This is a genomic window from uncultured Algibacter sp., assembly GCF_947495675.1.
Lineage (GTDB): Bacteria > Bacteroidota > Bacteroidia > Flavobacteriales > Flavobacteriaceae > Algibacter_B.
The window spans coordinates 1-215 of record NZ_CANLZX010000115.1 but is presented as its reverse complement, the minus strand read 5'-3'; the positions used below and the strand labels follow the sequence as shown (position 1 = coordinate 215).

General features: G+C 40.9%; 1 pseudogene. It reads left to right on the top strand.

Annotated elements, in window-relative coordinates:
• Positions 1–215: pseudogene (locus Q0842_RS16305) on the top strand (transketolase); the annotation flags it as partial.

Here is a 215-nt window from a genome sequence, read left to right as displayed (position 1 = left end):
GCATGGGGCTGGAAAGTTGTGACTATTGATGGACACAATCACGATGAAATAAGACAAGCATTAACCAATGCAAATAACGAAACAGAAAAGCCAACCTTAATTATAGGAAAAACGATAATGGGTAAAGGTTGTGTAGCAGCAGATGGCAGTATGTTTGAGGGTTACTGTGAATTACACGGACAGCCGATTGGACATACAGGAGCAGATTACGCAAA